This is a genomic window from Mucilaginibacter ginsenosidivorax, from assembly GCF_007971525.1.
Lineage (GTDB): Bacteria > Bacteroidota > Bacteroidia > Sphingobacteriales > Sphingobacteriaceae > Mucilaginibacter > Mucilaginibacter ginsenosidivorax.
In genome coordinates this window covers 3,152,237-3,177,541 of record NZ_CP042437.1, presented here as the reverse complement: position 1 = coordinate 3,177,541, position 25,305 = coordinate 3,152,237, and the positions used below count along the sequence as shown (strand labels likewise).

The following is a 25,305-nucleotide window of genomic DNA, read 5'->3' as shown; positions in this document are numbered from 1 at the left end:
GAGGTAGAAGACGAATAACATGCTCCAAGTAACCTGCGCCCTTATAATAAACGCTCAAAACCAAATCCTGGCCGCCCAACGCGGCCAAGCCATGAGCCTGCCTTTAAAATGGGAGTTCCCCGGCGGTAAAATTGAACCGGGAGAAACCGCTGAAGATTGCTTGATGAGAGAAATCAAAGAAGAATTAAATATCGAAATCAGCATTATACAAGCGTTACCATCCAACACCCATACCTACCCTAAAATCACCATCGAACTGATCCCTTTTATTTGCGAGCATACCAGCGGGGAAATAATATTGAAGGAACATGCGCAATATAAGTGGCTGCATAAAAATGAATTGTTAGCTTTGGATTGGGCAGATGCCGATGTGCCCATTGTAAAACATTACTTAAACCTTTAAAATGCCAGCAGTTGAATTAGGCTTGTACGAGCAATTGATTAATAAACTGATTGCCAACAAGCTAAACCTGTTGAGTAACGAAGCCTTTTTTATTAAAAGCACCCAACTGGATAAAGAGGAAGCGGCAAGGTATTTAAGTTTGTATTTATCCGAGACCATTAAATTCGCCTTAAATGAAATTAAGGACGAGCATAAAACACTCAAACAAATTGAACTCTCCAACAAAATCATTCAGTTATTAATAACAGAATTGCCGGGCGTTAGCCTTTCGGAAAACCTGATTGATAATGAAGGCAAAATATTGGATGCTGTTTTCTCTAAACTGGATTCGCCCTTTGCTGATTTTAATAACCGGATAAAAGAAATTACGCCTTACACACGGCTAAGCCAAAGCGAATTATTTACAGGTAATAACGTAGGGATTTCGTTAGAGAGCGAGATTAAAAAAGAGATTCTTTCTTCGGATGAAATTTGCTGGCTGGTATCGTTTATTAAATATTCGGGCATCCGCATATTTAAGGAGGAACTGGAAGAATTTACCAACAGCGGTAAAAAGTTGCGCATCATCACCACATCGTACATGGGTGCAACCGATGTAAAGGCAATTGAGTTTTTATCGAACTTAAAAAACACCGAGATTAAGGTATCCTATAATTCGGACCATGAACGGTTGCATGCCAAAGCGTATTTATTTGTCAGGAATACGGGCTTTACAACGGGCTATATTGGTTCATCCAACATATCCCGGTCGGCTTTAACCAACGGCTTAGAGTGGAACTTGAAAGTAACCTCCAAAGAGATTAACCACATTATTGATAAGTTTAAAAAGACTTTTGAAACGTACTGGGTTGATAAGGATTTTGAGCCCTATGAGTTTGGCAAAGACAAACAGAAATTAAGAGCTGCGCTAAAACAACAAAAATCGTACGATAAACAAAGCATCACCAGCTTTTTTGATTTAAAGCCTTTTCCGTACCAGGACGAAATTTTAGAGAAGCTACAATCGGAACGGATTGTACACAACCGTTATAAAAACTTAGTGGTTGCGGCTACAGGTACGGGTAAAACGGTAATATCGGCTTTTGATTATCGCAACTTTAAAAACAATAACCCGCGGGCGCGGCTGTTATTTGTAGCGCATCGTAAAGAGATTTTGGAGCAAGCCCAAAACACGTTTCAGCACATATTAAAAAACGCCAACTTTGGCGAGTTGTGGGTGGATGGGCAGGAGCCCGGCAATTACGAGTTTGTATTTGCATCGGTACAAACCCTGGCCAACCAGATCAGTAAACTGGCGCTATCACCCGGCTTTTATGATTTTATTATCATCGACGAGGTACACCACATAGCGGCATCAAGCTATCGCCCCATTTTGGCACAGTTTGAACCGCAGGTTTTATTGGGGCTAACAGCCACACCCGAGCGTGGCGACAGCGAAGATATTTTGAAAGGTTTTTGCGGCGTAATAGCTGCCGAAATACGATTACCCGAAGCGCTCAACAGAAAACTACTATCGCCGTTTCAATATTTTGCCTTATCGGATAGTGTTGATTTATCAAAACTATCCTGGAAAAATGGCCGGTACGAAATTAATGAGCTAACCAAACTTTATACCGAAAGCGACCGCAGGGTGGGCGATATTTTAGCCAACTGCGATAAATACCTTACCGACTTGCACGATGTAAGGGCCTTGGGCTTTTGCGTAAGCATGGAACATGCCCGCTACATGGCCGAGAAATTTAACATGGAAGGGCTTAAAGCGGATTACCTGACAAGCGAAAACTCGGAAAACAGGGAAACCATCAGGGAGCGGTTACGGAATAAAGAGATCAATTACCTTTTTGTACGCGATATTTTTAACGAGGGTGTCGACATTCCCGAAATTGATACCGTATTGTTTTTACGGCCGACCGAAAGCTTAACCATATTTCTGCAACAGTTAGGTCGTGGTTTACGCCTTGCCCCAAATAAAGACTGTTTGACCGTTTTAGACTTTGTAGGCAACGCCCGACCGGAGTACGACTTTGAACACAAATTCAGAGCGCTGGTGGGCAAAACCCAAACTTCGATAATTAAGGAGATTGAAGATGAATTTCCGCATTTGCCCTTAGGTTGCTCCATTGTGTTGGAGAAGAAAGCCAAGGAGGTGATCCTGAAAAACATCCGAGCCGCCATTGGCTTTAACCGCAGGCAATTGGTGATTAAAATTCAAAACTTTAAACATCAATCCACGCTGTCACTTTCCCTGAAAAACTTCATCGAGTTTCAGCATATCGAACTACAACTCATCTACAAAAAAGATAACTGGAAACGGCTATGTGTAGAAGCTGGTGTATTACCAAATTTCATCGAACCCAACGAAACCGAAATCACAAGCTGTATTAAACGCTTGTTGAGGTGTAACTCTATAAGCTACCTTAAGTTTTTGCGTGAACTAATTGAAAGCGGATTTAACGCAGGCAATTTATCGGTCGGGCAGGATTTGATGTTGTTAATGTTCCATTACGATGTTTGGCAAAAGGCCGGACCGCAATTGGGTTTTAAGTCGATACAGGATAGCATTAAACAGATTGCCCAAAATCCCGTGATGGTATCAGAATTATTGGAGGTGGTTAATTATCTGATCTCGAAAGTCGACTTTATCGAAAAAGATATCGACCTGAATTTTCCGTCGCCCCTTAAAGTGCACAGCAGGTACAACCGAAGCCAGATATTGGTAGCAACAGGTTTGCACCAGTTTGATAAAGCATCATCAAACCGGGAGGGCGTTGCAGCCAACAAGGAGTTGAATATCGAATCGCTGTTTGTCACCCTTAAAAAGTCGGAGAAAGAATATTCGCCATCTACCTTATATGATGATTATGCCATCAATGAAACCTTGTTTCATTGGCAATCGCAAAACGCCACCACGCCCGAATCGGCCAAGGGTTTATCGTACATTAACCACAATTCGCAGCACAAAAGAATTTTGCTTTTTGTCCGCGAGCAAAACGATGATGAATTTGGTTTTACAATGCCTTACGTTTTCTTAGGCGAAGCCAACTACATCAAATCGAGCGGCGCCAAACCCATGAACATAGAATGGCAATTGCACGAGCCTATGCCAGCCTATATTTGGAAAGAAAGCGGGAAGTTGGCGATTGGGTAATAACTATTTGGGTACTGTTGCTAAGTGTTATGCCTCTCATATGCAGCCTGCGCCATAGGCGCTACCCATTTGTAGCCCCGATAACAAAAATGATTTGTGCGCCGTAGGTGCTACCTGTGCCCTTCTGTAGATTACCCGAATGTTAGAAAGGTAGCCCGCTACGGGGCAAAAACGTGGTGGTACATTGTTGCTACAAACGGGTAGCACCGATGGTGCATGAAAACCGGAGTTGCGGATGGGCATTCCATATTGACAATACCGGTAAAATGGTGGCGGTAATACAGTTGTTGCCGTCTCCTCAGGTTCTCTCGTCGAGGAACCTGAGGAGATGGAGCCCATCGAAAACCCAAATGCTTTCGCCGTATCTTTTCAAGGAGACCCCGAGGGTACAGAAACCGGGTTCTGGCCTACAAGTTCACTTATCTCCGATTGCCCAATCCAAGCCATCCGCCTAAATTGCCACATGGCCAACATCCAATTCAACTACCTGTACCGCGATGGCGGCAACTATAAAAAATATGGTTCGATAGTGTTTGCCAACCCGGGCAATGTGGGGGTTCAGGAACTCGCCGCCCTCATCCAATCCAAACTTATTGACCAAACCTGGTTTTACCACCACCACTGGCACCTGCCCGATTTGCGCGCCCCAACGTTCGATACCACCATTGACCCCACCTGGCACGAGTTCGAAAATGTGGCCTGCACCAGCCGGTCGCCGGATATGCCCATCACACTTGCCGGTTTTATGGCTTTGCTGGGATAAGGTTGTTGGGCCGTCGGGCACCGTTGACCAAATGTTATACCCTTCATTTGCAGCCTGCGCCATAGGCGCTACCCGTTTGTAGCCCCCGATAACAAAAATGTTTTGTGCGCCGTAGGTGCTACCTGTACCCTTCTGTGGATTACCCGCATGTTAGAAAGGTAGCCCGCTACGGGGCAAAAACGTGGTGGTGCGTTGTTGCTACAAACGGGTAGCACCGATGGTGCATAAAAACTGGAGTTGCGGATGGGGGATCAATTTGCCGATACCGGTAAATTGATGGTGTTAATACAATTGTTGCCGTCTCCTCAGGCTCTTCTATGAGCGAACCCGAGGTTCAGAGTCCATCAGGGCATCAGGAGCCCCGAAGTCGTCGCCTTATAACCCACAAGGTTCTTTTTCAGGGAAACCTCGGGGATACAGAAATAATATCTATTCTTCTTCGTCGGCGTACTCTTCTAAAAATTCTTTTATTTCCTTTATTGCCTCTCCCCCAGGGATTCCAGATAGAATACTGCCTAAAAGTGAATTAAGGTAGTTTAGGAACTTTTTTATTAACTTCTTTACCGCTCCGTCAAAAAGGTTTAGATTTTGGCCATTACTATTATAGCGATCAACTATTTTTTTCCACAATTTATTTAGTAAAGCAGCCTTTAGTTTTATTGACTCTCCAGTAAATCCAATGCCAATTAGCCGCTGGTCTAAATCAAAAGGGATGTCCACCACCATTGGCACCTGCCCGATTTGCGCCCCCCAACGTTCGATACCACCATTGACCCCACCTGGCACGAGTTCGAAAATGTGGCCTGCACCAGCCGGTCGCCGGATATGGCTATCACGCTGGCCGGTTTTATGGCTTTGTTGGGGTAGGGTTGTTGGGCGGTCGGGCACCGTTGGTCATGGGTTATGCCCTTCATTCGCAGCCTGCGCCATAGGCGCTACCCATTTGTAGCCCTTGATAACAAAAATGATTTGTGCGCCGTAGGTGCTACCTGCGTTGCCCTGTAAGTTACCCGCATGTTAGAAAGGTAGCCCGCTACGGGGCAAAAACGTGGTGGTACATTGTTGCTACAAACGGGTAACACCGATAGGACAGGAAAAACGGGGTTGCGGGGAGGCAGACCATATTGCCGATACCGGTAAATTGATGGTGGTAATACAATTGTTGCCGTCTCCTCAGGTTCCTCTACGAGAGAACCTGAGGTCCGGAGCCCATCGAAAACCCTAATGCCCTCGCCCTGCCTTCCTCTCGCCACCTCCGAAAAAAAGTGTAAAATTATATCCCATTAATTTCATTTCCTTTTAATTTCCCCACCCAAAAATTGGATATAAGTATAAATTATTTGATGTTTTTTGTGCTATTATATCCGCAAACGGTAAACTCCAGCCACCCAAATCCAGTCATCCCTAAAATGGTGCCCCTAAGGTGGCTACCAGGTAAGTAGCCGGTGCCCGAACGGTTGTCGGGCGGCGCCCGGCGGTACCTATAAAGAGGCATTTTTGCCGCATGTCCGCACGGACCACCGCTCACCGTGCAAGCGCCCCCCTCCAAATTCCACCCCGAACACCTTAAAAAACATAAGTCGCTGATAATCAACACTAATAAAACAAACTGCCTAACAAGCCAAAACACCTAACCCATTAATTAACAACCAATTAAGTGTTCGCCCCCGAACACCCCACTCATCCCCTCCCAAAACCGAACACCTGTACATGGGCACAACTATTTTCGGCTTCGGTGGTTAATTGCTTACTTTAGCTTTAAGCTTACTTTGTGCCTATGAAAAATACCGCTTATTATATACTGCCCCTGGCTATTTTGTTAACCGTGGCATCATGCTCGCCCAAGGTACTGCCCTACGCAGCCACCAACAAGGTATACAACCACCAAACCGATTCGCTGCTGGAAGTGTTTGCCCGCGAGCAGCCTGCCATGTTGGTTGATAGCCTGGGCATGCCCATCCCCAGCGAATGGATTGGCACCGTTAACTTTAACGCCCGCAAGCCCAATTATGTAATTATCCATTATACCGCGCAGGATTCGCTGGCGCAAACCATTAAAACCTTTACGCTGGTAAAACCGCAGGTGAGCGCCCATTACGTGGTGGGCAAGGATGGCAAAGTGGTACACATGCTTAACGATTACCTGCGCGCCTGGCAGGCCGGCATCAGCAAGTGGGGCAGCATTACCGATATGAACAGCTGCTCGATAGGTATCGAGATTGATAACAACGGCCACGAGCCTTTTACCGACCCGCAGGTACGCAGCCTGCTGGCGCTGCTGGCTCAGCTTAAAAAGGCCTATAACATCCCCACAGCCAACTTCATCGGTCACCAGGATATTGCCCCCGCCCGCAAGCCCGATCCGGGCCCGCTATTCCCCTGGAAACTACTGGCCGCCAAAGGCTTCGGCTACTGGCCCGACGAACTGCTTGAACTGCCCCCCGATAACTTTGACTACGCCACCGCCCTGCGCCTCATAGGCTACGATACCAGCAACCTGCCCGCCGCCATAACCGCCTTTAAACGCCATTTTGTACAAATTGAAGACAGCCCCACCATGGGCCAGCTGGATTTAAATGTACTTTATAATGTGTATAGGAAGTATGCCCCCTAACCCCCTGAAGGGGGAACTATAACGGAATAAAAAAGGCCATTCGCTTTTAGCGAATGGCCTTTTTGGTTAAAGCCGCAAATAAAAGGCTCCCCCTTTAGGGGGCTGGGGGGCTGCTATTTCTTCACCCACCCATCCTTCAGCGTTACTGTTCTGTTGAAGATCAGCTTATCATCGGTTGAGTATTTATCCAACGTAAAATATCCTTTGCGCATGAACTGTACGGCGGTGCCGGGTATGGCGTTGGCCAGGTCGGGTTCAATATAGGCGGTTGGGATAATATGCAGGCTGTTGGGGTTGATATAATCTTTAAAGTCGCCTTCTTCGCTTTGCGGGTTCTCTACCTGGAAAAGGCGGTCGTACAGCCTTACTTCGGCGGTTTTGGCGTGCGGTACGCTCACCCAGTGAATGGTACCCTTCACGTTAATGCCGCTGGTATCGTTACCCGATTTTGATTCGGGCAGGTAGCTGCAATGAATTTCGGTTACGTTGCCATCGGCATCTTTCACAAAGTCGTCGCAACGGATGATGTAGGCATTTTTAAGCCTCACCATCAGCCCCACACCCAGGCGAAAGAATTTTTTTGGCGGTACCTCCATAAAGTCTTCCCGTTCAATCCAAAGTTCGCGGCTAAACGGAAACTCGCGGCTGCCGTCGCCATCCTCGGCTTCGGGGTTATTTTCGCCATGCATAATCTCCACCTCGCCTTCAGGGTAGTTGGTCAGGATGCATTTTATAGGGTCGAGCACAGCCATACGGCGCCATGCGGTTTTGTTCAGGTCTTCGCGGATGCAGAACTCCAGCAGGCCAACGTCAATCATGTTTTCGCGTTTGGCTACGCCGATGCGTTCGCAAAACTCGCGGATACTGGCAGGCGTATACCCCCGCCTACGCAGGCCGCTAATGGTAGGCATGCGCGGGTCGTCCCAGCCGTCAACATGTTTTTCAACCACCAGTTGCAGCAGCTTGCGCTTGCTCATTACGGTGTAGTTGAGGTTAAGACGGGCAAACTCGTATTGTTTGGATGGGAAGATGCTTAACTGCTCAATAAACCAATCATACAATGCCCGGTGGGGAATAAACTCCAGCGTACAAATAGAGTGGGTTATCTGCTCAATAGCATCCGATTGGCCGTGGGCAAAATCGTACATGGGATATATGCACCAGGCATCGCCGGTACGGTGGTGATGGGCATGTTTAATGCGGTACATCAAAGGGTCGCGCAGGTGCATGTTGGGTGCAGCCAGGTCAACCTTGGCACGCAGTACTTTAGCGCCATCGGGGTATTTGCCGGCTTTCATATCGGCAAACAACTCCAGGTTTTCCTCAACAGAGCGGCTGCGGTACTGGTTGGGTACGCCCGGCTCGGTAGGGGTGCCTTTTTGATGGGCTATCTCTTCGGCTGTGCTATCGTCAACATAAGCCAGGTTGGCTTTAATAAGCGTTACCGCAAACTCATATAGCTGGTCGAAATAGTCAGAAGCGTACAGTTCTTCGGCCCAGTTAAAGCCCAGCCATTTAACATCTTCTTTAATGCTGTCAACATATTCCACATCCTCCTTAACAGGGTTGGTGTCATCAAAACGCAGGTTGGTTTTACCGTTGTACTTTTGGGCCAAACCAAAGTTAAGGCAAATAGATTTGGCGTGGCCAATATGCAGGTAACCATTGGGCTCGGGCGGGAAACGGGTTAATACCCGGCCGCCGTGCTTGCCGTTGGCTATATCTTCTTCAACAATTTCTTCTATAAAGTTCAGTGATCTTTCTTCGCTCATGAGGGCAAAAATAATAAAAAAAAGCCCCCTCCGCCCCCTAAAGGGGGAACTTTTGAAAGAACGCGGCATCTTGATGCGCTGACGAGCAGTATGCTAATCAAAAGTCTCCCCTTCAAGGGAGATTATTCACGATTTGATTTTTTTAAGGCGTTCATGAAAGCGGCGTTATTTAGAGGGGCTTCTATTGTTTTTAGCAGAAAAACATTAAATTTGAAAAACCGCTAACATCAAACCCTACACCCAACATGAACATGAAGCAAGGCAACTACATGAACTTTACGGATATGACTCCCGAAGAGATGGCCTTTTTACAACAAGCTACCGCAAACCTCACCGAAAGCCAAACCGACTATTTTTATATGGTTTATAGCAGCAAAAGGAAATCGGCACAGGAAATACTGATTTTTACCCTGCTTGGCTTTATAGTGGTTGCAGGCGTGCAGCGTTTTGCTTTGGGACAAATAGGAATGGGTTTGCTTTACCTTTTTACCGGTGGTTTTTGCCTGATAGGAACAATTGTTGATTTGGTGAACAATAAATCGCTTGTATTAAAGTATAATAAAGAGATGGCTTACGATAGTCACCGGATGGCGTTAATGACGCCTTAAACCAAGGCCATACTTATTTCTATATTTGTTCATGAAACTATCCGCACTTACTGCTTACCTTGAAAGCCTTGCGCCGCTTGTTTACCAGGAAGATTATGATAATGCAGGCCTTATTGTAGGCCACCCCGACCAGGAAATATCCCAGGCGCTGCTTTCTTTAGATTGTACCGAAGCGGTTGTTGACGAAGCCATTGCTACAGGCTGCCAGTTAATTATATCCCATCACCCTATAGTTTTCAGGGGATTAAAGAAGTTTAACAGCAAAACATATGTGGAGCGCGTGGTTGAGAAAGCCATTCGCAAGGGTATAGCCCTGTACGCCATTCACACCAATCTTGATAATGTCATGCACGGGGTTAACAGCCGCATATGCGATACCCTTGGCCTTAAAAACTGCCGCATACTACTGCCTAAACATAACCTGATTAAAAAGCTGGTTACCTTTGTACCCCACAGCCATGCCGATGCCGTGCGCGAAGCATTGTTTGCCGCCGGGGCGGGTAATATTGGCAACTACAGCGAAGTTAGCTTTAACGCCGAGGGAACCGGCACATTTAAAGGGAATGAACTAACGGTACCTCATGTAGGCGAGCCGGGCAAACGTCACCGCGAAAGCGAAGTTTGCATCCAAACCGTTTACCCGGCCAACCTGGAGAGTAAAATAATAATGGCCCTGATACTGGCCCACCCTTACGAAGAGGTAGCTTACGACCTGTACAGCTTAACCAACCAAAACCAACAGGTAGGATCGGGTATGATTGGCGAGCTGGAAGTACCCACCAACCAGGAATCGTTTTTGTTTCATGTAAAAGATAAGATGCGCACGCACGTGATAAGGCATACCGCTTTTACCCACAAACCCATCAAAAAAGTGGCTGTTTGCGGAGGCTCGGGAGGCTTTTTACTGAAGCATGCCATAGCCGCCGGGGCCGACATTTTCATCACCTCCGACTACAAGTATCACGAGTTTTTTGATGCCGAAGGAAAGATAGTGATTGCCGATATCGGACACTTTGAGAGTGAACAATTTACGGTGCAATTATTGTATGAAATAATTAGAAAAAAATTCCCTATCTTTGCCGTCCGTTTAACAGAAGTAAATACAAACCCCGTCAAATATTTTATTTAATGGAACAAACCGTAGAACAGAAGCTTAAAGCTTTATACGAACTCCAAACCATCCACACTAAAATTGACAGAATACGCCAGGTACGTGGCGAGCTGCCAATGGAAGTTGCCGATCTGGAAGATGATGTTGCAGGCCTTGAAACCCGCATACAGAAAATCAAATATGAGCTGGATGATGTAGAGGATGAGATTGTAACCCGCAAAAACCTGATCAAAGATGCTCAGGCCAACATCAAAAAATACGAAGCGCAACTTAACGAAGTTAAGAACAACCGCGAGTATGATGCGATATCAAAAGAAATTGAGATACAAGGATTAGATATACAGGTAAGTGAAAAGAAGATAAGGGAATATGGTTTCGAGATAACTTCAAAAACCCAGGTGTACGAAAAAGCCCTTGCCGATCTGGAAGCACGTAAGAACGATCTTGATGCCAAAAAAGATGAGTTAGGTGTTATTACCGCCGAAACTGAAAAAGAAGAGAACGACCTTGTTGCCCAGGCAGAAAAAGCTATCCCGAATATTGAAGAGCGTTTATTTACAGCTTATACCCGTTTGCGCCAAAATGCAAAAAATGGTTTAGCAGTAGTAACCATTCAACGCGATTCATGCTCTGGCTGTTTTAACCAGATCCCGCCTCAGCGCCAGTCGGATATCCGTCAACGCAAAAAGATCATCGTTTGCGAACATTGCGGACGTATCCTGGTTGATGAGCAGATGGCTTTGGAAGCCGAAACGGTATAAGCAAACCACTTATAAAATTAATATAAAAGGCATCTTCAGGGTGCCTTTTTTTGTTGACTGAGTTTTTATGAGAAGATCAAGGTTCCTTTATTTTATGCTCATTACAGCTACCATAATTACTGGCCTGCTTTCCCGGCATTTTAAAAGCATACCATTGTTTGTTGGCGATATTCTTTGGGCGCTGATGGTTTATTTTATCGCGCGCTTCCTGTTTATCAATAAGCCTATAAAATTCGTAGTTGTTGCAAGTTTATTGTTTTGCTTCGCGATAGAGTTCAGCCAGCTTTATAAAGCGCCCTGGATAAATAATTTGAGGCATACCCTGTTTGGCAGGCTTGTTTTAGGCGAAGGCTTTTTATGGAGCGATTTGCTGTGTTATGTGGTTGGTGTGGGGATAGGTTGTATTATTGACTTTTACATACTTAAAAAAGGCCCAAAATAGCCTAAAACATACTCGTCTGCCTGCCCCTCCTCGGCACAAATAAGCTATAGTCATACTCCGGCATCTGCCGGCCATCCAAAAAGCGGTTACAGGCCATCCTGAACATCTGGTGGATAGATTCGGCCACCTTTCCTTCACCACTCATGCGCCTGCCAAAGTCGCTATCATTCAGGTTACCATCGTGGCAGGACCGGATCATGTTCAACACCTTTTCGGCACGGTTGGGGAAAGCTTTATAGATCCAGTCGCTAAATAATTCGGCAATACTCCCATTAAGGCGCACTATAGTAAAGCCGGCAGCTAAAGCGCCCCTATCGGCTGCAGCCTTGATAATGTTGGGCACTTCGTTACTGTTCAAACCCGGAATTATAGGTGCTGCCATTACCCTTACCGGAATGCCTTTTTCTGAGAGCCTTTGAACAACAGCCAGCCTGCCGGTGGCGGTAACCGTTCTTGGCTCCAGTTTTTGCCGAAGTTGTTCGTCAAGGGAAGTAATTGATACGTTAACATGAACCAGGTTCATGGCGGCCAGTTCGGTCAAAATATCCAGGTCGCGCAGTACCAGGTTGTTTTTGGTGATGATGGCTACCGGGTTTTTATATTTCAGGAAAACCTCCAGCAGCCGTCGGGTAATTTGCAAATCGCGTTCAATGGGCTGATAACAATCGGTATTGCCCGATAGCAGGATGCATACCGGTTTATAATTTTTTTTGTTAAAATATTGTTCCAGCAATTCAGGAGCGTTGCGCTTTACAATAATCTTGCGTTCAAAATCAAGGCCGGCGCTAAAGCCATAATACTCATGCGTGTTGCGGGCATAGCAGTAAATACAACCATGCTCGCAGCCCTGGTAGGGGTTTATGGAGTACATGTGGCTTAAATCGGGACTATTTGATTCGCTTACAATTTTTTTAGGATTTTCTTCAAAAAGCTGCGTGGCGCTGTTTTCAAGCAACGGTTCGTCAAGCCCTTCCATATGGTCGGCCACGTATTTGCTTTTCAAAAATTTGTTGTGGGTATTAACCTGTGCCCCCCTGCCCTTAAAAAAATCGGGGTTGTCCTCATGCGCCATAAGGCAAATTTGCTAAATTAATTAGCAAATTACAAATCTATCAGCTTGTTTTTAATACTATATAAAACCAGTCCTACCCGGCTTTTTATCTGTAGCTTTTCAAAAAGATGATCGCGGAAACTATCAACCGTACGCACGCTGATATTCATGGTGTCGGCAATCTCCTTGTAGGTAAGTTCGGTACTTGTAAGGCGCAGGAATTCAATTTCGCGGGGGTTTAGCTGCACCTGGGCTTCCTTATCGATGTTAAAATTATTTAATAGGTGGCGGGTAACAAAATCCGGGTAAAACAGGTCGCCTTCACTTACTTTAATCAGTGCGCGTTCAAATTCGTCGGGCTCGGCATCTTTTAGTAAATATCCTTTTACGCCAGCCCTTACCATTAATAATACCTTCTCGGCATCTTCAAACATGGATAGGATAATGATACGGATAGACGGATGATATTTGCGAAGCCATTGCGCGGTAGATATGCCATCCATTACCGGCATATTAATATCAAGCAAAATAATATCAGGCACAAGCCCTGCGCTAATACTTCCTATTAATTCCTGCCCGTGCGTGGCTTCAAATAGTATATTATAGCCACCAAAGCTATCAATGAGCGCTGCAATGCCACTCCTGAAAAGGCGATGATCATCTACCAGGGCTATTTGAATGGGTTTCGTTAGCATAATTTTCTTCAACCAGGGGGTTAAGTGACAGCTTAATAGTACAGCCTTGTTTGAGCGAACTGGTTATAACAGCCTCAGCCCCAATCAAACCCGCCCTATTTTTCATGTTACGCAACCCCGATCCGCTTTTGTCGGTCAGCAATTCGGGTTGGAAACCTGCGCCATCATCTTCGATGGTCAAATTAAACATTTGTGCATTATAATACAAACCGATTTTAATGTTTGCTGCATCCGCATGTTTCAACGCGTTATTTAGCGCCTCCTGGAATATCCTGAACAATACCAGTTCGCGCTGCTCGCCAAGGGAGTACATTTCGCCCTCAACGTTTAAATCCATATTAATAAGGCCGCTCTTGTTCACCCTTATCGCCTCCAGTTCCAGCGTTTTCACCAGGCCTAACGCGTTGATATGTTCAAAACTTAAACTTTTTGAAAGGTTACGCAAATCTGTAATGGTTTGCGCTATAAGTTCACGGCTGTCATTCAACTTTACCTTTTGTTCGTCGGTAAGCTTGTTGGCCAGCAGGCCCATATTGAGTTTTACAAATGATAATACCTGGGTAATGTTATCGTGCATCTCGCGGCTTACATAGTTCAGGGTTTCTTCCTGTATCTCTATCCGGGTTTTTAACAACTCCTGTTTAAACGACGATTTCAACTCGGCCTTCTCCATGGCATTTTTATTTTGTTTTTTTTGAAACATCAATAAAAAACCAACCATAAAAAACCCCAGCAACAGCAGTAAAGCTGTACCGGCTATAATTATAAGAATAACTTGTTCGTCTTTGAAAAGCATAAAAAGGCAGATATTAAAAGTGGGTTTAGTAATAGGCTTGAAATTCCCGACTGCTCAATTGCAAGGATAAGAAAATAGCGGCTATTTTCATACGATGTATTATTCAAAACTACGTTGGGGAGGAATCAAAATGTTTCGGGTGCAGCAAATAGTCGCTATTCAGCAATACGTTTATTGTTATAAGAACATAGGAAAGCATACGCCAATAGACCATTTAACAATAGATTTGAAATTCCCGGGATACTCGTCGCAACAATATAAAAATGATAATTATTTTTATATATCATATAACTAAAACAAGCATAAAACAGCGTGTTTGACAAGAAGAAAAAAAGCAGCCCAGTTGCAGCTAAAAACGGTGGATGTTTTAAAAGAGCCAACCGCTCATCTGCCTCTTCAAATAGCGAGCGATAATAAATACAAATTAATACTACCAAAAATATGCCCTGTAGTACTATTGCAATTGTAGCACGTTTAAAAAATCCCTGTATATATACAATATCAACCAAAGAAAGCAATATTGGTATTGCAGCAAATTTATAAACCGATTTCCTGTATCGTTCATTTTTAACAAGCGACGCTAAAAACCATGTAAATAGGGCAAGTTCCAGCAAGCCCTCAAGATTATTGCACCAGGCGTTGCTTTTTTCCAATAGCATTAGATTAAAATAATTAACCAATTCATAAATAATTACGAACGCAAAATATGGCAGAAACCATTTAAAATTCCTGTCAAGATGCTTGTAAGCGTAAAGGCAAAAAGCAAAGGTTATAGGGAGCGATACCAGGTATAAATTATATAACATTCAATATTTATGTACATTAAGTTTTAGCCTCTTACAAAATTAGCACAGCACCTTATCGGCTGTCGTAAAGTGTAAAGATAGCTTTGCGGATTTATATGAACAGAAAAAAAGTACATAACAATAAGACACTGATTATCAGAACAGAAATATTCGACATTATTTATATCGATGTGCGATAAGCCCTAAGATTTTTATATGTCAAAAACGAAAATTTGCATCGAGATATTTATAGTCTTACTAAGCAGAAGGTTTCTATTACAATCAATTAACCATAATATAGACGATGCAAAATAACATGAGAAACGCTAACTATAAACTGCGGCAACGGTCTGAATTTTGTGAAAGATTAACAAAAATAAATTAAAAACCCGATAAGTAAAGAAAGAGGATTTGACTTTGTTAACGGTCAGCAATCGTTACTATCTTACTTATCGGATGTAAATTTATTTTAAATCTATGCGGTACAATCAGGTGGGCAGTTTTTCCCTTGATTTACCGGATCCAATCCTTCGGCCAGTAAACTATTATCTGATAACGCGTCAGTATGGTTACTGTCTTTACTAACGGTCCCGGCAAGCATCACGGTTGTTTGGCCCGGTGTTGTAGGGTGCGTTTCATCATAACTGGCCAAATGAACCCGCACACCGGTAGCATGTGCCGGCAGCTTGTTTACAAAATCTTTAAATGCGTCGATATCAAACCAAACAGACTTGGTATCATTAATACCATGTGTTTTGTCGATAACTGTTTTACGGGTGGCGTGGTAGTGGTCTACCATTTTTTTTGCTTCGGTTAAATCAATTTTTTTCATGTTAATAAGGGGGTTTTAATTAGGGTTATACGTGTTTAAACTGCATTGAGTTATTAAAAACAAGTATAATTTATTTTAACTATAAATCCACACCATCTGATATTTTAATAATATTTTTTGGCCGTTTACTGTGCTACCACTACCAAAGCGTGCAAGAATTGTTAGCTAATATTCAGCGACAGATACAGGCGAAGTAGCCATGCCGCATGGCCGGAATATGAATTCAAAAAAATATCTTGGATATTATGCCTCGTGCGAGTCATCTAATAAAAAAACAAACAGCTCTTTGGGGCCATGGGCGCCAAGCACCAGGGTTTTTTCAATATCGGCAGTGCGACTGGGGCCGGTTACGTTGGTGATCATTGATGGCAGGCGATTGCCATATTTATTTTTTAGGAGTTTAAACCCATCCTTAATATCCATCACCATTTGCGATGTATAAGCCAGCACAATATGTACCGGCGGATAAATGCTTAAGCGCCGGCCGGCCATATTGCCATTGGATAGCAAAATGCTGCCATTACGGGCTATCAAAGCTTCGCACAGGGTAAATCCTACTTCGGCCAGTTCAAAGTCTTTATCGGTTTCGTAAAAGGGGTATTCAAAACGGGCGAGTACCTCCTGCAGGCCGGGCTCCCAGCAATATATTTTATGCCAGTTACGTTCTTCGGCCAGGGTAAGCAGGGTTTCTATAAATTGCACCTCGTCTTCGCAAAAAATAAACTGGCCGTTAACGGCAGTAAATTGCTCGGCAAAAACAACCTCGGGTATTTCATCATCGGTTGCATAAAGCGGCAGGTCTTCCAGTTGGGGATATGGGTTGTCCCTTTTCTCCAATAGCGCCTTGCGTATCTTTTTAAGCAGTTTTTCTTTTGATGTGGTAATATCCCTCATGGTACAAAAAGGAAAGCCACCAGCTAAGCTGATGGCTTTTTTATAAAGTATCTAATTAAAACTTCGGATCGGGCTCATCCATCCTTGATAACTCAGGATTGATCACATTCTCGGGTATCGCATTGTTATCAGGTACTAAAGTTGGTTCGCCGTTTACAAACTTATCATAAGCAGTACGGTGCTCAAAAGGGCGTTTGCCCAAAAGTTCTTCCAGGTCGGCCTGGAACAATACTTCTTTCTCCAATAACTTTTTCGCAACTTTTTCTAATCCGTCGCGGTGTTTAATCAGCAATTCTTTTGTTTTGGCATACACATCTTCAACCAGGCTTCTTACTTCCGAGTCGATAAGGTTTGCGGTGACATCAGAGTATGGTTTGCTAAACTGGTTTTCGCCTTGCGGATCGTAAAACGATACGTTACCAACTTTACCGTTCATGCCATATATTTTTACCATGCCATAAGCCAGGCGGGTAATGCGTTCCAGATCGCTCAGGGCACCGGTGGTAATTTTGCCGAAAGTAATATCTTCGGCAACACGACCACCCATTGATAATATCATATCATCAATCAACTCTTCTTTAGCAACCAGGAACCTTTCGTTTGGCAGGTACTGGGCATATCCTAAAGCGGCAACGCCACGCGGTACAATAGAAACTTTAACCAGCGGATCGGTATGTTCTAAAAACCATCCGGCTATAGCATGGCCGGCTTCGTGGTAAGCTACAACGCGTTTTTCTTCGGGCGAAATCAGGGTGTTTTTTTTCTCCAACCCACCAATTACACGGTCAACCGCATCCTGAAAATCCGACATGTCAACCGCCTCTTTGTTTTTACGGGCCGCTATAAGGGCAGCCTCGTTACAAACGTTGGCAATTTCGGCACCTGCAAAACCAGGGGTTTGCGCCGATAATTTTTTGGCATCAACATCATCAGCTAATTTAAGCGGTTTTAAGTGAACCTTGAAGATCTGCTCACGGCCATTCAAATCGGGTTTATCAATAGATACCTGCCTGTCAAAACGTCCGGGACGTAATAAGGCCGAATCCAATACATCGGGGCGGTTGGTTGCGGCAAGGATAATGATACCCGAATCGGTACCAAAACCATCCATCTCTACCAACAGCTGGTTCAATGTGTTTTCGCGCTCATCGTTACCACCAACAATATTGTTTTTACCACGGGCACGGCCAATGGCATCAATCTCGTCAATAAATATAATACATGGCGCTTTATCTTTTGCCTGGCGGAACAAGTCGCGCACACGTGATGCACCTACACCCACAAACATCTCCACAAAATCAGATCCTGAGAGGGAGAAGAACGGAACGTGGGCTTCGCCGGCAACGGCTTTTGCCAATAAGGTTTTACCTGTACCCGGCGAACCTACAAGCAATGCGCCTTTAGGAATTTTACCACCCAGGTTGGTGTATTTTTTAGGGTTTTTCAGGAAATCAACAATTTCCATAACCTCTTGCTTGGCCTCTTCTAAACCGGCAACATCATTAAATGTAACGGTTACCTGTGCCTCTTTATCAAACAAGGTTGCTTTTGATTTGCCGATATTGAATATCTGGCCACCCGGGCCACCGCCCGAACCACCACTCATACGGCGCATGATAAATATCCACACTGCTGCAAATAATATCACCATAATTACACCCTGTACAAGCCAGTTTGATAAAAAGCTTTCGCGGCCCTGTTGCAATTCAAGCGAAACATCACTTAAAGATGGGTCGGCAGCTTGTGCTGCAGCAATTGATTTTTTAAGGCTCTCAAAAGAGTCGTCGGTAAAAGTATACTGGGGGCCGCTGCTTCCTGCAAACATGTGCTGCTCTTTACCAAGGGCAGTATATTCTGGCTTGGTATCAAGGCTTTGCTTTTTAATATATACTTCACCAATGATCAAATCGCCGCTTTTATAAGCTATAATTTTTTCAACATCATGCTGCTTAAGCATCTTGGTTTCAAAATCCTGGTAGGTTATCCGTTTACCGGTATCATTGCTTAACAGTGTTGTTGCAAGCAGGAATGCTAATACAATGATGCCATATATCCACATAATATTAAACTTAGGTGGCTTAGGCGGCGTTTTTTTATTCAGGATCTTCCTGATCGGTTTCGGACTTTCTGATTTATTATCGTTATCTTTCATCTCTTTGTTACGAGCTCAAACTTACTATCTATAATTTAAAAAACAAGGTTATTACCATGACGCTATTGCAAGCCTTTATGTGACTATAGCTTAAGCGCTTTTGTAATATTTTATTTCGGCATCACCCCACAATTCTTCTACGCCATAAAATTCACGCTTGTCTGTCCGGAAAACGTGGATCACAACATCCACGTAATCAAGTAGTATCCACTCGCCATATTCCAAACCTTCTTTACGCCAGGGCTCGGTTTGGGTTGCTTTAAAAATTTCATCTTCAATGCTGTTGGCTATCGCTTTTACCTGCGTGCTTGAATCGGCATGGCAAACTACAAAGTAATCTGTTACCGAACTATTTAGGTTACGAAGGTCTAACCTTACAATTTCATTACCTTTTTTTTCCTGGATACCATGTATCGCAAGTTCAGAAATATAGGTTGATTGCCCTACCTTTTTATTTTTTACCATCAAAAAGAATTAGTTTTGAACGTTTTTTGGTTAAAAATTATTACACTTTGCAAAATAACATATTTTCGGCATTATTTGTTGGTCAAAATTTAGTAACAATTAAAGAAGTTGATTCAACCAACACTTACCTTAAAACATTACTGTCAAATTCCAAGCCATTGCCCGAAGGTACAGCCATTATGGCAGAAAGCCAATTTGCCGGGCGGGGCCAGCAGCAAAACAAATGGCATAGCGAGCCGGGCAAAAACCTAACTTTTAGTATTTTGCTAACCCCCTCATTTTTACCTGTTTTACAACAATTTGACCTTACGCGGGCTATAAGCCTGGGCGTAATTGAGGCGCTTAATCCGCTGCTGGGCGACCGCTTAAAAATAAAATGGCCAAACGATATTTATTATGACGACCACAAACTTGGCGGTATTTTGATTGAAACACACCTGCAGGGCGACAGGATAAAAGATGCCATTATTGGTATTGGGCTTAATATAAACCAGGAGCATTTTGAGGAGGGTGCCGGCAATGCCATATCTGTAAAGCAGATATTACAAAAGGATTATGATTTACGAGCTTTATTATTAGAAATTTGCGGGCATATTGAAGGATACTATCTTAAGCTTAAAGCCGGTAAATCTTTGTTTGTAAGGAACGCTTATTTAAACCGACTATACTGGTTAAACGAAGCAAGAAATTTCCGGTCAGACGGTGAAACGTTTACGGGGACCATTGTTGGGGTGAAAGATGAAGGGGTGCTGGTAGTTGAACATAATAATTTGGGCACCCGTGAGTTTAGCTTAAAACAAATTGAATTTTTAAATAAATAATACATGAAAAAGTTATTGTTATTGATGGTAGCGCTGGTTATTTGCGCCGGGGCCTATGCACAAATTGAAACACCGGTACGCTGGGCATACGCGGCAAAAAAACTGAACAGTAAAGAGGCCGTTGTATATTTAAAGGCAACCATACAACCCGGCTGGCACATTTACTCGCTTAATGTTGGCGATGGCGGCCCGATAAAAACATCCTTTGAATTTACACCGTCAAAACTTTACGCGCCGGTTGGCAAAACCACCGAGCCAAAACCACTGTCTAAATACGAGGAATCATTCAAAATGAATGTTACTTATTTTGAAAAAGAGGTTGTTTTTTCGCAAAAAATAAGCTTAAAGTCGGCAACGGCCGGCAGTGTAACAGGTAAGCTTACTTATATGACCTGTAACGATAAAAAATGTCTTCCACCAGATGATGTAGATTTCACCATTCCTTTAGGCAAATAATTACCAGGGAATAAAAAGATGAACCTATTTAAAAAGATCAACTGGTTACCAACGTCAATAGCTGTAGTAACCCTGCTTATTATATTTGGCTTAAACGCGCCAAAACCGGTTTACGCGGCGCAAAAAAGCGGTAAGGATACAACAGCGGCGCCTGCCGATATACAGTTTACCAGTATCCCTACCGCGGCCGATAGTATTGCCATACGTAAAAAGGCGGCAATGCAGGATGCAGAAAAACTTTCGCAACAAGCAGCAGCAGCGGCAAAACAATCGGTAGTTGCTGCCAAACAAGCGGCTCATTCAAAACCCGAGGTACCAAAAACACTTTGGCAAATATTTATAGAGGGCCTTATTGGGGGCTTTACCGCGGTAATACTCCCTTGTATTTACCCTTTATTGCCATTAACCGTTAGCTTTTTTACCAAAAAGAGCGGCAGCCGCAGTAAAGCAATTATGCAATCCTCTATTTACGGGGTATCAATCATTGTAATATACGTAACGCTTGGATTATTAATCTCTATAATTTTTGGTTCAAGCGCGCTTAACCAGCTGGCTACAAATGGCATATTCAATATGTTTTTCTTCCTGCTGCTTATTGTTTTTGGTATATCGTTCCTGGGGGCATTTGAAATTACATTGCCAAGTTCACTGGCCAACAAGCTCGACGAAAATGCTGACAAAGGAGGCCTTGCAGGCATCTTTTTTATGGCATCAACCCTGGTGGTTGTTTCGTTTTCATGTACCGGGCCTATTATAGGCACATTGCTGGTAGATGCCGCCTCAAAAGGCGACAGGCTTGGGCCGGCAATGGGCATGTTTGGCTTTTCTTTAGCGCTGGCATTGCCGTTTACTATTTTTGCTTTGTTCCCCTCTGCCTTAAAAAGCTTACCAAAATCGGGCGGATGGCTAAACAGTGTAAAGGTGGTTTTGGGCTTCCTTGAATTGGCTTTCGCCCTGAAGTTCTTATCGAATGTTGACCTGGCCTATCATTGGCATTGGTTTGACAGGGAAGTGTTTTTATCGCTTTGGATAGCCATTGGTATAATGGTAGGGCTGTATCTTTTAGGCAAAATTAAGTTTTCACATGATAGCGATGCGCCCTATCTATCTATCCCAAGGGTGTTTCTGTCCATAATTGTATTTGCATTCGTAGTTTATATGATTCCGGGCCTGTGGGGCGCTCCGCTCAAATCTATCGGAGCCTTTTTACCACCAATAGGCACACAGGACTTTGACCTTTCGCCGGTGCCGGGAGGCGCTATTGCCACCACAGCAAAACAAGATGGCAGAGCGCGAAAATATGCTGCAAATTATTCGGCCCTTACCATAAAAGGCCTGGCCCCATGGTTTGATTACGACCAGGCTTTGCAGGTTTCAAAAGAACTGCATAAACCAATACTGATTGATTTTACAGGCTTTGCCTGCGTTAACTGCCGAAACATGGAAGCCAACGTATGGTCGGACCCGGTGGTATTTAGTAAACTACAGAACGACTTTGTACTTTTACAACTTGTGGTAGATGATAAAGCGGCCTTAGATATTAAAGATCAGTACACATCAACCTACAGTTTTAAAAAGATAACTAACATTGGCGATAAGTGGAGCGAGTTGGAAGCAAGCCGCTTCAACTCAAATTCGCAGCCATTATATGTGATGCTTGATAGCGATGGCAGGGAAATGACCGATAAAAACGGAACTGTTTTGCCACACTATAATGCCGACTACCATATTGACCGTTACATCAAATTTTTAGATAGCGGTATAGCCGCTTATAAAAAGTGATACAGCGTTAAAAAATTAAGTGTAAATTCGCGGCAACTTTTAAAAGTTTGCCGCGTTTTTTGGTTACGGGGTTGTTTAAAAGCCACTAATTAAATTATTCAATTTTTTAAGGTAGGGTTTAACAAGCCATATCAGGATAAAAAATGACGCAGATTAAAAAAATAGGACTTTATACTTCGGGCGGAGATTCGCCGGGCATGAACGCTGCCATCAGGGCGGTTGTACGTACGGCTATATATTATGGTATCGAGGTGATGGGCATTCGCCGTGGTTATGAAGGCATGACTAAGGGCGATTTTGTACCCATGAACCGCAAATCGGTTTCAAACATTATTCAACGCGGCGGTACTATACTAAAAACCGCACGCTGCGATAACTTCCGCACGCCCGAAGGCCGCCAGCAGGCATATGACCATCTTAAAAAAAATAACATTGATGCCCTTGTAGGTATTGGTGGCGATGGTACATTTACCGGGGCCAAAGTTTTTGGTGCCGAATATGATATGCCTATCATTGGCCTGCCAGGTACTATTGATAACGATTTAATGGGCACCGATTTTACTATAGGTTATGATACCGCCATTAATACGGTTGTTGAGGCTGTAGATAAAATTCGCGACACAGCAGAATCACATGACCGCCTGTTTATAGTTGAGGTAATGGGGCGCGACTCGGGCCTGATCGCCTTACGTACAGGCATTGCCGCAGGAGCCGAAGCTATACTTATCCCCGAACATAAAGGCGGCATGGAAGGCTTATTTAACCGCCTTGAGCACGGCCGTAAAGATAAAACATCGCGTATTGTAATTGTTGCCGAAGGCGAAGAAGCCGGTGGTGCATTTGAGGTAGGGCGCCTGGTACAGGAGCGTTTCCCTAATTATGATACCCGCATATCTATACTGGGCCACATCCAGCGTGGTGGCGCCCCAAGCTGTATGGATAGGGTTTTGGCCAGCCGGGTAGGCGCAGCCGCTGTTGAAGCTTTAAGAGACGGCCACCGCAACGAGATGATTGGTATCATCCACAACGAAATTGCCTATACACCGTTTGAGCACGCCATTAAACACCATGTGGAGATTAATCCCAACCTATTGAAGCTGGTTGAGATTTTATCGATGTAATTTTACTGAAACAAACATATTATTTATATAGAGGCACAAATTGTTGTGTCTCTATATATTTAAAAACCGAAAATCCGGTCATTATAGCAAAGCGTCTTCCTGCTTTGCTTCCCTTAAATACTTGTCAGGCTTTCTTTTTCAAACTGCTCATCAATTGATCATACAGGTCATCGCTATCGGTTTCACGTGGTTTAAGTTTCTTAACCGTAGCCCGTTTGCCTTTTGATTTGGCCTTGATAATTTTTAGCAACTCGTCGTTGTATTCATCTTTGAATTTAGATACGTCAAAATCCTCGGCATATTGGTTAATAAGGGCAAGGCCAACGTCAAGTTCTTTTTTACTTACAGTTACATCTTTGGCTATATCCAGATCTTCGGCACTACGTATTTCCTGTGCAAAACGAATTCGGGTAACTACCAGCGCATGATCAACAGGGTGCACAATACACAGGCTTTCGGTACTGCGCAGTACAAAGCGTGCCAGCCCCGCTTTTTTTGACTGGATGAGGGCTTTCAGCAAAAGTGCATAGGCCTTGTTGCTTTTAGTATCGGGCTCGGTATAGTAGGATGTTTCGTAAAACATAGGGTTTACGTCGGCAATATCCACAAAGCTTTCAATCTCGATGATCTTACTTTTTTCGGGTGCGGCATCCTCAAAATCCTGGTCCTCTACAATCACATAATCGTCATTGGCCAGTTTGTAACCCTTCACAATTTTATCGTAGGGTACCTGCTTATGCGTTTTCTCGTTTACCCGCTGATACCTGATGCGTGAATGATCGCGGCTATCAAGCATATCCAAATCAAGCGAACTTGTTTGCACTGCCGAATACAGTTTAACCGGGATGCTAACCAATCCAAAACCAATTGAACCTTTCCAGATAGACCTCATATCAAAATATTTATCGTTTGCCTGTTACTACATGATGTAACCACGATAAACCCAAACGGTTTTTAAATAATTGACTTACAGGCATACGGAGAAAAAACAAAACAAATCCCCCTGGTTTTTCATTACCCCGGTATTCAAGGCCCCAACAATAGTTCATTATACCTGTTACATATTAAACTATCTGCCCGTCATTACAGTCATACAAACAAAAAATAACCATACACATTACATCATGAAGAAGCTATTCATCATTGCCACCCTGCTAACATTTACTTACGGAGCCTTTGCGCAGGCTGTTGATTTGCGCCGCAAAATAGAAGTTACCGGCACCGCCGAGCAGGAAGTTACTCCCGATATCATCAACGTTACCATATCGCTGCAGGAATATATGGATGGTAAAAAGCACATCCAGATCTCGGACCTGGAAGACCAGCTTGAAAAAGCTGTTAAGGATGCAGGTATACCTGCCGCTGATTTTACCGTAAATAATGTATCGGCCTGGAACAATACCTTCCAGAAAAAGAAACAGCCTGATTTTTTAGCCGGCAAACAATACGGGCTGCGGATAAAAGACCTGAACAAGTTTAACCAGATTGTATCTAAAATAGATCCTAAAGGTATTCAGTCGACCAATATTGACAGCTACGACTATTCAAAAATAAACGAGCTGAAAAACGAACTGAAACTTAAAGCGCTGCTTTCGGCACGCGATAAGGCTTCATTTTTATTGAACGGACTTGGCAACAAACTGGGCGATGTGCTTAACATTACCGAAAGTGATAACAGCAGCTTCCCCCAGCCACGCCAGTACAACACCATGATGTATAAAGCTGCCGTTGCCGATGCCCCTCAATCCGACATCGACTTTAAAAAGATCAAGATCAGCCTGCAGATAAACGCAGTGTTTGAGATAAAGTAGGCCCCCGGACCTCCTAAATCCT

General features: G+C 43.9%; 24 protein-coding genes. 13 read left to right on the top strand and 11 right to left on the bottom strand.

Features of this window, described 5'->3' with window-relative positions:
• Window positions 1-19: 19 nt before the first annotated feature.
• From FSB76_RS13260 to FSB76_RS13250, 3 genes are all read left to right on the top strand, one after another.
• Entirely contained in the window at window positions 20-403 is a 384-nt protein-coding gene (locus tag FSB76_RS13260; protein WP_147054045.1) for a (deoxy)nucleoside triphosphate pyrophosphohydrolase, read from the top strand.
• A 1-nt stretch (window position 404) separates the two neighbouring features.
• Window positions 405-3,551 carry a DEAD/DEAH box helicase gene (locus tag FSB76_RS13255; RefSeq protein WP_147054044.1) on the top strand — a complete coding sequence of 1,049 codons (3,147 nt, stop codon included), beginning with the start codon at window positions 405-407 and terminating at the stop codon, window positions 3,549-3,551.
• A 463-nt stretch (window positions 3,552-4,014) separates the two neighbouring features.
• The gene (locus FSB76_RS13250; protein ID WP_147054043.1) at window positions 4,015-4,314 is read left to right on the top strand and encodes a hypothetical protein; all 300 of its coding nucleotides are present in this window, start codon (window positions 4,015-4,017) and stop codon (window positions 4,312-4,314) included.
• Window positions 4,315-4,743: 429 nt separating this feature from the next.
• On the opposite strand, the gene FSB76_RS13245 is transcribed toward FSB76_RS13250, so the two are convergent.
• Window positions 4,744-5,202: a hypothetical protein gene (locus FSB76_RS13245; protein WP_147054041.1), complete on the bottom strand. Its 459-nt coding sequence runs from the start codon at window positions 5,200-5,202 to the stop codon at window positions 4,744-4,746.
• Between the two features lie 889 nt (window positions 5,203-6,091).
• On the opposite strand from FSB76_RS13245, the gene FSB76_RS13240 reads away from it, so the two are divergent.
• Window positions 6,092-6,928 carry an N-acetylmuramoyl-L-alanine amidase gene (locus FSB76_RS13240; protein ID WP_147054039.1) on the top strand — a complete coding sequence of 279 codons (837 nt, stop codon included), beginning with the start codon at window positions 6,092-6,094 and terminating at the stop codon, window positions 6,926-6,928.
• 113 nt (window positions 6,929-7,041) lie between these two features.
• Here the strand turns inward: FSB76_RS13240 and FSB76_RS13235 are convergent, their stop codons facing one another.
• Window positions 7,042-8,700: a glutamine--tRNA ligase/YqeY domain fusion protein gene (locus tag FSB76_RS13235; protein ID WP_147054037.1), complete on the bottom strand. Its 1,659-nt coding sequence runs from the start codon at window positions 8,698-8,700 to the stop codon at window positions 7,042-7,044.
• Window positions 8,701-8,945: 245 nt separating this feature from the next.
• On the opposite strand from FSB76_RS13235, the gene FSB76_RS13230 reads away from it, so the two are divergent.
• The 4 genes from FSB76_RS13230 (at window position 8,946) to FSB76_RS13215 (ending at window position 11,622) form a co-directional block, all read left to right on the top strand.
• Complete coding sequence (locus tag FSB76_RS13230; RefSeq protein WP_147054035.1) at window positions 8,946-9,308, top strand: TM2 domain-containing protein; 363 nt, start codon at window positions 8,946-8,948, stop codon at window positions 9,306-9,308.
• A 31-nt stretch (window positions 9,309-9,339) separates the two neighbouring features.
• The gene (locus FSB76_RS13225; protein WP_147054033.1) at window positions 9,340-10,437 is read left to right on the top strand and encodes a Nif3-like dinuclear metal center hexameric protein; all 1,098 of its coding nucleotides are present in this window, start codon (window positions 9,340-9,342) and stop codon (window positions 10,435-10,437) included.
• Window positions 10,437-11,180, top strand: coding sequence for a zinc ribbon domain-containing protein (locus tag FSB76_RS13220; RefSeq protein ID WP_090652193.1), 744 nt, complete (start codon window positions 10,437-10,439; stop codon window positions 11,178-11,180). The genes FSB76_RS13225 and FSB76_RS13220 overlap by 1 nt, the downstream gene beginning before the upstream one ends.
• A gap of 67 nt (window positions 11,181-11,247) precedes the next feature.
• Window positions 11,248-11,622, top strand: coding sequence for a ribosomal maturation YjgA family protein (locus tag FSB76_RS13215; RefSeq protein ID WP_147054031.1), 375 nt, complete (start codon window positions 11,248-11,250; stop codon window positions 11,620-11,622).
• A 1-nt stretch (window position 11,623) separates the two neighbouring features.
• On the opposite strand, the gene FSB76_RS13210 is transcribed toward FSB76_RS13215, so the two are convergent.
• The 8 genes from FSB76_RS13210 to rsfS all read right to left on the bottom strand — a co-directional run bounded on the left by FSB76_RS13210 (window position 11,624) and on the right by rsfS (window position 19,292).
• Window positions 11,624-12,694: a PA0069 family radical SAM protein gene (locus FSB76_RS13210; RefSeq protein ID WP_147054029.1), complete on the bottom strand. Its 1,071-nt coding sequence runs from the start codon at window positions 12,692-12,694 to the stop codon at window positions 11,624-11,626.
• Between the two features lie 29 nt (window positions 12,695-12,723).
• Window positions 12,724-13,368, bottom strand: coding sequence for a response regulator (locus FSB76_RS13205; RefSeq protein WP_147054027.1), 645 nt, complete (start codon window positions 13,366-13,368; stop codon window positions 12,724-12,726).
• Window positions 13,331-14,164 (bottom strand): sensor histidine kinase, encoded by an 834-nt coding sequence (locus tag FSB76_RS13200; protein WP_147054025.1) that lies wholly within the window; start codon window positions 14,162-14,164, stop codon window positions 13,331-13,333. The genes FSB76_RS13205 and FSB76_RS13200 overlap by 38 nt, the downstream gene beginning before the upstream one ends.
• A 155-nt stretch (window positions 14,165-14,319) precedes the next feature.
• Window positions 14,320-14,817 (bottom strand): hypothetical protein, encoded by a 498-nt coding sequence (locus tag FSB76_RS13195; RefSeq protein WP_147054023.1) that lies wholly within the window; start codon window positions 14,815-14,817, stop codon window positions 14,320-14,322.
• Window positions 14,818-15,424: 607 nt separating this feature from the next.
• Window positions 15,425-15,781: a hypothetical protein gene (locus tag FSB76_RS13190; RefSeq protein WP_147054021.1), complete on the bottom strand. Its 357-nt coding sequence runs from the start codon at window positions 15,779-15,781 to the stop codon at window positions 15,425-15,427.
• A gap of 243 nt (window positions 15,782-16,024) precedes the next feature.
• On the bottom strand, window positions 16,025-16,675 hold the full coding sequence (locus FSB76_RS13185; RefSeq protein ID WP_147054019.1) for a LutC/YkgG family protein: 651 nt from the start codon (window positions 16,673-16,675) through the stop codon (window positions 16,025-16,027).
• A gap of 55 nt (window positions 16,676-16,730) precedes the next feature.
• Entirely contained in the window at window positions 16,731-18,827 is a 2,097-nt protein-coding gene (gene ftsH / locus FSB76_RS13180) for an ATP-dependent zinc metalloprotease FtsH (protein WP_147054018.1), read from the bottom strand.
• Between the two features lie 90 nt (window positions 18,828-18,917).
• The gene (rsfS, locus tag FSB76_RS13175; RefSeq protein WP_147054016.1) at window positions 18,918-19,292 is read right to left on the bottom strand and encodes a ribosome silencing factor; all 375 of its coding nucleotides are present in this window, start codon (window positions 19,290-19,292) and stop codon (window positions 18,918-18,920) included.
• 47 nt (window positions 19,293-19,339) lie between these two features.
• Between rsfS and FSB76_RS13170 the strand changes: the two genes are divergently transcribed.
• From FSB76_RS13170 to pfkA, 4 genes are all read left to right on the top strand, one after another.
• Entirely contained in the window at window positions 19,340-20,113 is a 774-nt protein-coding gene (locus FSB76_RS13170) for a biotin--[acetyl-CoA-carboxylase] ligase (protein WP_147054014.1), read from the top strand.
• 3 nt (window positions 20,114-20,116) lie between these two features.
• Entirely contained in the window at window positions 20,117-20,569 is a 453-nt protein-coding gene (locus tag FSB76_RS13165; protein WP_147054012.1) for a protein-disulfide reductase DsbD N-terminal domain-containing protein, read from the top strand.
• Window positions 20,570-20,587: 18 nt separating this feature from the next.
• On the top strand, window positions 20,588-22,351 hold the full coding sequence (locus tag FSB76_RS13160) for a protein-disulfide reductase DsbD family protein (protein WP_147054011.1): 1,764 nt from the start codon (window positions 20,588-20,590) through the stop codon (window positions 22,349-22,351).
• Window positions 22,352-22,494: 143 nt separating this feature from the next.
• Window positions 22,495-23,472, top strand: a complete 978-nt coding sequence (gene pfkA, locus FSB76_RS13155) for a 6-phosphofructokinase (RefSeq protein WP_090652205.1) — start codon at window positions 22,495-22,497, stop codon at window positions 23,470-23,472.
• 124 nt (window positions 23,473-23,596) lie between these two features.
• Here the strand turns inward: pfkA and ku are convergent, their stop codons facing one another.
• Window positions 23,597-24,364 carry a non-homologous end joining protein Ku gene (ku, locus tag FSB76_RS13150; protein ID WP_147054010.1) on the bottom strand — a complete coding sequence of 256 codons (768 nt, stop codon included), beginning with the start codon at window positions 24,362-24,364 and terminating at the stop codon, window positions 23,597-23,599.
• 232 nt (window positions 24,365-24,596) lie between these two features.
• Between ku and FSB76_RS13145 the strand changes: the two genes are divergently transcribed.
• Window positions 24,597-25,283: an SIMPL domain-containing protein gene (locus FSB76_RS13145; protein ID WP_147054009.1), complete on the top strand. Its 687-nt coding sequence runs from the start codon at window positions 24,597-24,599 to the stop codon at window positions 25,281-25,283.
• Window positions 25,284-25,305: the final 22 nt, after the last annotated feature.

Excerpts from the sequence above, each read along its gene's own strand:
- FSB76_RS13260 (WP_147054045.1), top strand. The coding sequence starts at position 20 with ATGCTCCAAGTAACCTGCGCCCTTATAATAAACGCTCAAAACCAAATC.
- FSB76_RS13255 (WP_147054044.1), top strand. The coding sequence starts at position 405 with ATGCCAGCAGTTGAATTAGGCTTGTACGAGCAATTGATTAATAAACTG.
- FSB76_RS13250 (WP_147054043.1), top strand. The coding sequence starts at position 4,015 with ATGGCCAACATCCAATTCAACTACCTGTACCGCGATGGCGGCAACTAT.
- FSB76_RS13240 (WP_147054039.1), top strand. The coding sequence starts at position 6,092 with ATGAAAAATACCGCTTATTATATACTGCCCCTGGCTATTTTGTTAACC.
- FSB76_RS13235 (WP_147054037.1), bottom strand. The coding sequence starts at position 8,700 with ATGAGCGAAGAAAGATCACTGAACTTTATAGAAGAAATTGTTGAAGAA.
- FSB76_RS13230 (WP_147054035.1), top strand. The coding sequence starts at position 8,946 with ATGAACATGAAGCAAGGCAACTACATGAACTTTACGGATATGACTCCC.
- FSB76_RS13225 (WP_147054033.1), top strand. The coding sequence starts at position 9,340 with ATGAAACTATCCGCACTTACTGCTTACCTTGAAAGCCTTGCGCCGCTT.
- FSB76_RS13220 (WP_090652193.1), top strand. The coding sequence starts at position 10,437 with ATGGAACAAACCGTAGAACAGAAGCTTAAAGCTTTATACGAACTCCAA.
- FSB76_RS13215 (WP_147054031.1), top strand. The coding sequence starts at position 11,248 with ATGAGAAGATCAAGGTTCCTTTATTTTATGCTCATTACAGCTACCATA.
- FSB76_RS13210 (WP_147054029.1), bottom strand. The coding sequence starts at position 12,694 with ATGGCGCATGAGGACAACCCCGATTTTTTTAAGGGCAGGGGGGCACAG.
- FSB76_RS13205 (WP_147054027.1), bottom strand. The coding sequence starts at position 13,368 with ATGCTAACGAAACCCATTCAAATAGCCCTGGTAGATGATCATCGCCTT.
- FSB76_RS13200 (WP_147054025.1), bottom strand. The coding sequence starts at position 14,164 with ATGCTTTTCAAAGACGAACAAGTTATTCTTATAATTATAGCCGGTACA.
- FSB76_RS13190 (WP_147054021.1), bottom strand. The coding sequence starts at position 15,781 with ATGAAAAAAATTGATTTAACCGAAGCAAAAAAAATGGTAGACCACTAC.
- FSB76_RS13185 (WP_147054019.1), bottom strand. The coding sequence starts at position 16,675 with ATGAGGGATATTACCACATCAAAAGAAAAACTGCTTAAAAAGATACGC.
- ftsH (WP_147054018.1), bottom strand. The coding sequence starts at position 18,827 with ATGAAAGATAACGATAATAAATCAGAAAGTCCGAAACCGATCAGGAAG.
- rsfS (WP_147054016.1), bottom strand. The coding sequence starts at position 19,292 with ATGGTAAAAAATAAAAAGGTAGGGCAATCAACCTATATTTCTGAACTT.
- FSB76_RS13165 (WP_147054012.1), top strand. The coding sequence starts at position 20,117 with ATGAAAAAGTTATTGTTATTGATGGTAGCGCTGGTTATTTGCGCCGGG.
- FSB76_RS13160 (WP_147054011.1), top strand. The coding sequence starts at position 20,588 with ATGAACCTATTTAAAAAGATCAACTGGTTACCAACGTCAATAGCTGTA.
- pfkA (WP_090652205.1), top strand. The coding sequence starts at position 22,495 with ATGACGCAGATTAAAAAAATAGGACTTTATACTTCGGGCGGAGATTCG.
- ku (WP_147054010.1), bottom strand. The coding sequence starts at position 24,364 with ATGAGGTCTATCTGGAAAGGTTCAATTGGTTTTGGATTGGTTAGCATC.
- FSB76_RS13145 (WP_147054009.1), top strand. The coding sequence starts at position 24,597 with ATGAAGAAGCTATTCATCATTGCCACCCTGCTAACATTTACTTACGGA.